The sequence below is a fragment of the Cyanobium usitatum str. Tous genome (assembly GCF_003011885.1).
Lineage (GTDB): Bacteria > Cyanobacteriota > Cyanobacteriia > PCC-6307 > Cyanobiaceae > Cyanobium_A > Cyanobium_A usitatum.
In genome coordinates, this window is record NZ_PXXO01000003.1 from 188903 (window position 1) to 196509 (window position 7607).

General features: G+C 48.1%; 8 protein-coding genes and 1 tRNA gene. 4 read left to right on the plus strand and 5 right to left on the minus strand.

The window, feature by feature from the left end:
- The first annotated feature begins 14 nt into the window (after positions 1-14).
- A tRNA-Ser gene (locus tag C7K55_RS04255) sits at positions 15-99 on the plus strand.
- A 185-nt stretch (positions 100-284) separates the two neighbouring features.
- A complete protein-coding gene (locus tag C7K55_RS04260; RefSeq protein ID WP_106502164.1) occupies positions 285-1517 on the plus strand; it encodes a tyrosine-type recombinase/integrase in 1233 nt (410 codons plus the stop codon).
- Positions 1518-1528: 11 nt separating this feature from the next.
- Here C7K55_RS04260 and C7K55_RS04265 read toward each other — a convergent pair whose 3' ends face one another.
- Positions 1529-1732, minus strand: a complete 204-nt coding sequence (locus C7K55_RS04265) for a helix-turn-helix transcriptional regulator (RefSeq protein WP_106502165.1) — start codon at positions 1730-1732, stop codon at positions 1529-1531.
- 320 nt (positions 1733-2052) lie between these two features.
- Here C7K55_RS04265 and C7K55_RS04270 point away from each other — a divergent pair, with 320 nt between their 5' ends.
- A complete protein-coding gene (locus C7K55_RS04270; protein ID WP_106502166.1) occupies positions 2053-3750 on the plus strand; it encodes a primase-helicase family protein in 1698 nt (565 codons plus the stop codon).
- A gap of 112 nt (positions 3751-3862) precedes the next feature.
- Here the strand turns inward: C7K55_RS04270 and C7K55_RS13250 are convergent, their stop codons facing one another.
- On the minus strand, positions 3863-4210 hold the full coding sequence (locus tag C7K55_RS13250; RefSeq protein WP_127431981.1) for a hypothetical protein: 348 nt from the start codon (positions 4208-4210) through the stop codon (positions 3863-3865).
- A 469-nt stretch (positions 4211-4679) separates the two neighbouring features.
- Positions 4680-5294 (minus strand): hypothetical protein, encoded by a 615-nt coding sequence (locus tag C7K55_RS13865; RefSeq protein WP_206603470.1) that lies wholly within the window; start codon positions 5292-5294, stop codon positions 4680-4682.
- 1171 nt (positions 5295-6465) lie between these two features.
- Between C7K55_RS13865 and C7K55_RS04285 the strand changes: the two genes are divergently transcribed.
- Complete coding sequence (locus C7K55_RS04285) at positions 6466-6696, plus strand: hypothetical protein (RefSeq protein WP_106502169.1); 231 nt, start codon at positions 6466-6468, stop codon at positions 6694-6696.
- 15 nt (positions 6697-6711) lie between these two features.
- Here the strand turns inward: C7K55_RS04285 and C7K55_RS13685 are convergent, their stop codons facing one another.
- Positions 6712-6879 (minus strand): hypothetical protein, encoded by a 168-nt coding sequence (locus C7K55_RS13685; protein WP_206603471.1) that lies wholly within the window; start codon positions 6877-6879, stop codon positions 6712-6714.
- A 75-nt stretch (positions 6880-6954) separates the two neighbouring features.
- Positions 6955-7140: a DUF7219 family protein gene (locus tag C7K55_RS14220; RefSeq protein WP_106502170.1), complete on the minus strand. Its 186-nt coding sequence runs from the start codon at positions 7138-7140 to the stop codon at positions 6955-6957.
- Positions 7141-7607 lie beyond the last annotated feature (467 nt).

Genomic DNA, 7607 nt, shown 5'->3' on the forward strand with positions numbered 1-7607 from the left:
GCCCAAGGGTCTTTGGAGAGGTGGCTGAGTGGTCGAAAGCGAACGACTCGAAATCGTTTGAAGGGAAACCTTCCGTGGGTTCGAATCCCACCCTCTCCGCTTCTCAAGAGTTTTCAAAGGGTCTGGTTCGTCCAGACCCTTTGCTGTATCTGGGGTTTTGTGGTGTAGGCGGTCCAGGTAGATCCGCCTAAAACCAGGGTGGTCGAAAAGGTTCGTTGGGGGAAATGTTGGGGTATGCTCCCTTGCGTGTTGGGGTATGATTTGAGTGTTGGGGTATTTCTCAAATGCCTTTCACAGACAGTGATCTCAGGGCACTTCAACCCCAGGCGAAGAAATATAGGGAATCCGCTGGTGATGCCCTTTTTGTCGAGGTCTACCCCAATGGTGGGCGCTACTTCGTATGGCGTCACCGCTTCCCTCCTGGGAAGGAAGGCAAGCAGCGGGACTACCAGATCGGTCCCTATGGCAAGGGTCCTGGGCAGTGGACACTCAAGGAGGCACGGGAAGAGCGGGCACGACTGGATGTGCTGCGTCGTCAGGGGGAAGACCCCAGGGCACTGAAGTCAGAGCAGCGCCAGACCATCCAGCGCACGGGCGCTGTGACCTTCCAGAAGGCGGCAGACGAGTGGTTGGCAAGCACCAGCAGCAAACTCGCCGCCACCACCCTCAAGGACTACAAGAACAAGTTGGAGAACCAGATCCTGCCTGTCTTTGGCAAGCGGTCGATCAAGGCAATTACCCGAAGCAAGTGCCTGGACTTCAAGCGCACCATCGAAGCAAGGGGTGCCCTCAACCAGTCCGACAAGGTATTTGGGGTGCTCAGGCAGGTGTTCTCCTATGCCATTGATCACGAATGGATTCCTGACCCCAACCCCGCCAGAAGTTCAAGACACGCTCATTCGGGGCATGTCACCAAGAGTCATCCGTCGTTGGAGTGGAACGATGTGCCTGGGTTCCTGGCGGATCTCTCCAGCAATAAGGGCAATGGAGATTTGATTGCCCTCGCCAGCGTCAAGGTCTTGCTGTTGACTTTTATGCGGGTCGGTGCCGTGATGCCAGGGGAGTGGTCAGAGGTTGATTGGGTCCAGAAAATCTGGACTATTCCCGCCAGGAGGATGAAGGGTCGGGATTCGACAAGGCAGGATCACTTGATTCCAATGGCACAACCGCTGATCGATGTTCTTGAGTTCCTCAAACCGATCACGGGGCATTCGCCCTACATCTTTCAGAGTTCCAGGGGCAAGGGTACTGAGCACATCGCCTTGGAGACACCAAATCATCTGATCAAGCGGATGGGGTATCAGGGCAAATTCGTTGCTCACGGGGTCAGGCATATGGCGCTGACCTACGGGCAGGACATTTTGAAGACGCCCTTTCATGTCATTGACCTGCAGATGGGGCACAAACCACCTGGCAAGGTCCGTCAGGCATATGACAAAGCGCAGTTCCTTGATGAACGGATTGTCTTTATGAACCGCTGGGGTGACTTGCTTCTTGAAAACGGATTGGAGACATAAAAAGAGGGGTGTTACCCCCTCGCCGCTGAGACCTGCTCAGAAATCCAGTTTTGAATATCTGCTTCCACCCAGACCACAAGGCGTGGTCCAAGCGGAATCTGTTTCGGAAAGGTCCCATCTGAGATGCGGGCGTAGATGGAGGACTTAGAAAGTCCTGTCGTTGCTTTAACCTCAGGGAGGCGGAGAAGTTTGTTCTGAAGGTTTTTCATGATCATTAAATATTGATAGGTTTATTATAGACCAAGATGGGTAATTTGTAAAGCAGCAAGATGGTCTGATTGCTATGTTGCGTTTGCTCCAGTACCTCAAATGCACTTCACGGAAGAAGAAGCAACTGCCAAAAAGGCATGGGCACAGATTCGCCCAGACGATTTGTTTCTTGTGCAGCAGTTTAATCCAGAAGGATCAAAAACGGTAACTGGCATACGACTGTCACCTTGTCACCTGCAGATTCGCAGTATCCGATGCCAGCATCTTGACTATAAGGATCAAAGATACTAAGATTGCCTCATGAAAGCACGAATTTCAAATAATCATGAGCACTTTATGGACTTCTGAAGTTTTAACCGATATTGCTCTACGCATCAGCACGGATGGGGCAATCAGATTCTGGGATGAGGATGAGCAGGGCAACCCTCAGGAACTTAGCAATGCCAACATTATCCGCTATCTCAATGACTTCCTGCCCGCTGTAGGGATTTACAATCTGCCTGAAGAGGGAATTAAAGGCATCCCTGAATTGGCAATGGTTTTCGTCTTTGAAAATCGTGTTGAGAAGATCAATCCAAGGCAGTTTGAGTCACTTGTTCGCAAAGTTCTGGATGAAGCAGGATATGCCAAGGTCAATCAGTTAATGCACTTCAAGAAGTCAAAGTTTTACGGCAAAGATGTTCTCCTATCAGTTCAGCGGATTGAAGGCAGGACATTGCTCCGCGACAATAATTCCTCTTCCTTTGGATTCTTTTTGAATGGTTATGTAGAAATAGCAAGTGACAAGGTGACAGAAATCATGTCGTACTCGTCGCTTCCTGGGAACTCGTATGTCTGGAATGATCTGATTTCCCATAGAAAATATTTAACGCCTGCCCTTGAGATCAGAAGTGGAGACCGCCATTTCCGTGATTTCGTCGCCAATCTGTCACGCGATGCCGAGGGTGCTCTGAGCGATCAGGCATTTGAACGGTTGCAGATCGTCATTGGATATCTCTGCCATCGTTTTCATCAGGAGAGTCAGCGGAAATGTGTTGTTCTGATGGATCGCCTTGAGGATGACAACCATATCGGCAAGAGCAACGGAGGGACAGGTAAGAGTTTGCTGATCCGATGCCTCTCTGAGGTGCTCAATGTGATCTCGCTGAACGGGAAGGCATTCAAGAGAAGCACCGAAGATCGCTTTGCTCTTGCAGGTGTCACAGAGGCACATGAGTTGGTCAATTTTGATGATGCCTCTGAACGGTTCAGTTTTGAAAGCATCTTTCCTCATATCACAGGTGATTTTTATGTTCGCCGAATGCGGGAGAACCCAATTGCGATTCCAGGAGATCGTGCTCCCAAGATCGTCATCACGACTAATCATCCGATGGAGGGATCAGACATCTCCCATCGCAGGCGGCAGATCCTGGTGGAGGTCTCGTCCTTCTACCGTCAACTGCTTGAGAGCGAAGGCAAAACTCCTGCTGATGTTCATGGTGGGATGGAACTCTGCGGTTCTGAATGGAGCGAGCACGACTGGAACGAGTTCTACCAGTTCATCTTTGAGTGCATCCAGATTTACCTGAAGAAGGGTCTCCCGAAGCACAACGAGCAGTCTGAGACCTACAAACGGGTACAACTCATTCGCCGTTGTGGCAGTGCTGAAATGCTTGACGCCCTGGTGGAGATCCTTGAGCAGGTGTCTGCCAGTGGCGAGGAGTGGTTCTCTGAGCAGTTCTATGCTGTCACCCGTTCATCAGTCCCTCAGTGCAGTCAGACCGATGCGACTCTGCTGGGTCTACTCAAGGATGTAGCGGAGGAAAATGGGTATCTCTTCAACCCCCATAAGAACGGTCTGATCGACAAGCAGCGGTTGAGTGGTGAACGATGGAATCGCTGGGTTGCATTAGGACTTGATCAGAGCACCAAGAAAAGCGGTGGGTCATATCAAAAGGATGATCGTGTCACCGTTTTTAGAATCAGCAAAGATGGTGGTGCAGTGGAGAAGAATGCACTGGAACTTCTGATGGAGCAATCCTGATTGAATGAGGTTCTGGCAGGAAATTATTTCCGCCAAATTTTTTATGCTCGTCCGTAACACTTTATAGTGTTATGGTACCAACCGTTTTTTAACTGTCAAACACGAATAAACTTCAGAGGTCGTCCAACAACTCTGCTACGACCTCAATCCATTCCTTAAACCGCATCGGGCGACTTGAGTAATAATGACGACGAAAGGATAGTGCGAACTGCTGGACATCCCCGCTGCCTTCAAAGATTGGTTTACCATTTCTGGAGGGCACAGCACCTTTGGATTTGAGGCGTTCTTTTGCATCCTGCTTCTGTTTAAGTCTCCTTGCCAAGAATGCATTGTGCTGTTGGACTTCAGGAGTATCATCTTCACCTGGTTCGTCCCACTGAACTTTACGACCTGATCCAGTGGTGCGGTATTGGGAACTGCGGTAAATCTCCAGAATCCGCTGGAGTGCTTCTGGTTTCATTTATTAACCTCATAGGGGTCTTTTGAACTGGAGTCACTTATTGTTTGGTTCGGCAAGACAGGGTTCTGGTTCTGGTGCTCAAGTAATAGGTTCTTGTAGAAGTCTTTAACTTTTAGTTCTATTAGGTTCCGTTGCTGGGAATCCATTTCTTCCATCAAGAACTGATAGGTCTCTGGCAGGTAGTGCTCCAGTGAATCCAGTTGCTGTTTGATGAAGTTAATTCTTGCCTCTATGTGATCCATTTGTGACCGCATTGTCTTATCCTAATGAGACTTGATTATGCTTGTGATACCAAGCATGGTGGATTAAAAGATATGATAAAGTACCAGTCCTGGATCGCTTGAGTACCCGTGAGAGTTCATCAAATTCCTCAAGGGTGTCCAGATGCTGTTCGCCAAAATAGAAGTTAATGGTTTTAAAGGGGGTATTGGTATTTCGGGTGCTCATAGGATGAATTGCTGGTTTGCTTCTATTTAGTCGTGATAAGGTCTGATCGTTCGTAGTCCAAGACCAGATCAGCATCCTGATGATACTTATAGGTGTAGTAGTCCTTAAGGTTATAGTTGCCGTGATGACTCCTATTCCAGGGTTTAATGACAACCGCTGGATCTATTTTGCGGTGTAGATGCTTGAGGCATTGGAACCCTGGTGCCACTGTGGTATCGATGATCCAATGAATATCCAAGGCGGTTAAGTTGGTTTCTGGATGGTCGATAAGATGCAGATGAGAGTGGTAGATCAGGCGACCTTTAGGGTCTTGTGCTCGCTCATGGAACCAAATTAATCTGCAGCGATCTTCTGGTCGTGGAAGTTTCTTCAGGGAGCAGGAGTAAATACTGCTTAAGAAGATGTTCCTGAAGTGTCTAGAGTGATGTGATGCATGTTCAAAGGTATAAGGTGCTGGCGTCCATTGGATTGTAATGAACCAATCGGGTTGTTTAATGTCCCACTGGGATTGGATGTAGGTCTCAAGTTCCTTCCGGTATTGATTATCCTGAAGAGGTTGTTGTGCATTCCCTCCCTTCGGTCGGGAATCTGCTATCGCAGGTCGCTTATGATTGATCCTTGTTGTAGTTGATGTCATGTTTATGTTCCTGTCTTCTGGTTGATCTCAGCATTGCTGGAGGTCCTGTAGCGGTCTCTGGGATTGTATTGAGTCTTGGAGGTCTTTGAGTTTTGATGAAACTTGGCGATTTCTTTGCACTCCTTATTCCTCAGAGCATTAGACCCGCCTCTACCAGTCTTATGAAATATCAGGTACTGGATTCTCCCTCTGTCGAATTAAGCGAGTCTGATAAGTTTGTCTCTACAGATTATATAGACAAGTTTATCGCTTACTGCCCTTGATGATACAGTGCTCGCTTAACGGCAGGCAGGATGAATCAGCGTCTTATATTTAAAAGAACTATTGAGTACCCGTTATTGCCGGATTGAACCTGTCCAGATTCTATTGAATACTCTATAGAATGCTCTTCGAGCATTGCCTTCGGCATTCTATTGCATTTGATTCCTTAGGGTCTTGGAGTATCTTGGAGACCTTTAAGTGCTCAGTCCTTATCTTTATCCGGAACAAACCTATTCTACTGCCAAAATGCCATCTTGTCAAGTCCTGTGTTGACAGTAGTGATAAAATGCTGTATAATGAATTTATGAAACTTGAAAATCAAATAATAAATTGCTTGCTCGGGGTGAGTCCTGCGTAGCATGATTTGTTATGAAGCAGTGATGAACTTCAGCAATCTGATTAGTGCCCTCAATCCTGCGCTGGGAGAGGCATATAGGCGTGAGAGATACCATTCTGGCACTACTGGCAAGAGACGCAACTGCAAGGCACCAGAGCGCCTTGTAGGAATCTCTACGGGGTCTTATGGATCAATCAAGTCCAGAAGTGCCCCTGATTGATGCACAAGTCTGTGATGTTTGCCTGTGGATCGTGCCCGTTGTTGGGTAGGCATAGAGTTTATGTGCATAGAAAGCAGTTGCATCCATGGGTTCTTACCGCCAGCAGCATTAAGACCCTCCGGACTCAAGTGCTTATCTAGGAGAATCAGTAAGACCAGTTGCGGCGCCTTGAACCTCAACGCATTCCGGAATAGGGGTTGACAAGATAGTTTGCTCATCCTATAATGCTTGCATAGGACTAGTGCGATCGTCAGCAATCAAGCAAAAGGCAATTCGTGATCTTGTTCGGCGACATACCGCTAGAAATTGTATGACCTTGACCAAGTAAATGTTAACATTATCCCCTAATTATTGTGAAAATTACAAAAGAAACAGTTCAGATGACCGTATACGAAGCATTTCAGTTGCTTTATGAGAAAGACAACTATACTTGGCGTCAGGTCTGTGACTCCTTGATCGATATTGCCCAGCAGGAATTCTGGGCGTATCACGGTATTGATCCCCAAGCGACTGAAGAGGAGGATATGATTTACATCGAGAATGGTATTGACTATTCGAACGACTATTTTGAGTTTCTTGTCTAATCAAGAAAGTCCCCTTTAGGAGATGCAATCCAACAAGCGCCCATCGTCATCCACCGGGCGATGGCGCTTCTTTGTTGACTCAGCACGATGCTGAGCAACCCGATAGGCATCCGCCTGATTTTGCTTGCTCTGGTAGTGATGCCAGTTACCGTTTTGGTCTTGCCATTCAATGTTGATGGTCATCGGATCAACCCCACAACTCAAACCCAAGACCCGATACTGAGCAATGGAGAATGTCTCCATCAGCAATGAGGACAATCAGTTGACTTCCCAATTACCCTTTTCTTGCCTCCTTTGATCCTTTAAATCCTTGTATAGTGTCTTTATCTGCTGATAAGCATCTTCAGGCGATAGTTTTCCTGATAACTCCAGTCCTGCTATAAGACTTACCTTGTCCCCAAACCTTGCCAGTGTCCTTTCAAAAGTAGAAAGATCTTCGTACACCGTGCCTTCTCGCTGCTAGTTTAACCTTATCTTAACCGATGAGTCGTTCGTTTCGGGCGATGCCGCTTCTCAACGCACGAACCCAACTTATGAGCACCTCAAATAGTTTTTAGTTGAATCACCCCCACAACTCCAACCCAAGACCCGCCAACGCCGCTGCCCGCCTCAAGCAAGAGGAAGCAGCAACCTCAGCAGCAGGTGCCTGGGACTTGGACTCCAGTGGTTCCGATGCCACTGCCGAGTAGTGAAGCAGGTCTCCATCAGCAGTAGGGATGGTCAAGCGCCCAGTGACCACAACGGCACCACCAACCTCCTGAACCGACTGAACCTCCCAACACCAACCAGGGGCACGATGGTGAAGGTGCTTAGCAATGGTGCTCCAAGAGCAATAGGTCAGGGTCGTGTTGCCCTGCTTTCTGGTCTTGAGATGCCGTGGGTCAATGGGACGGGACAGGTCCGCCAGAGTT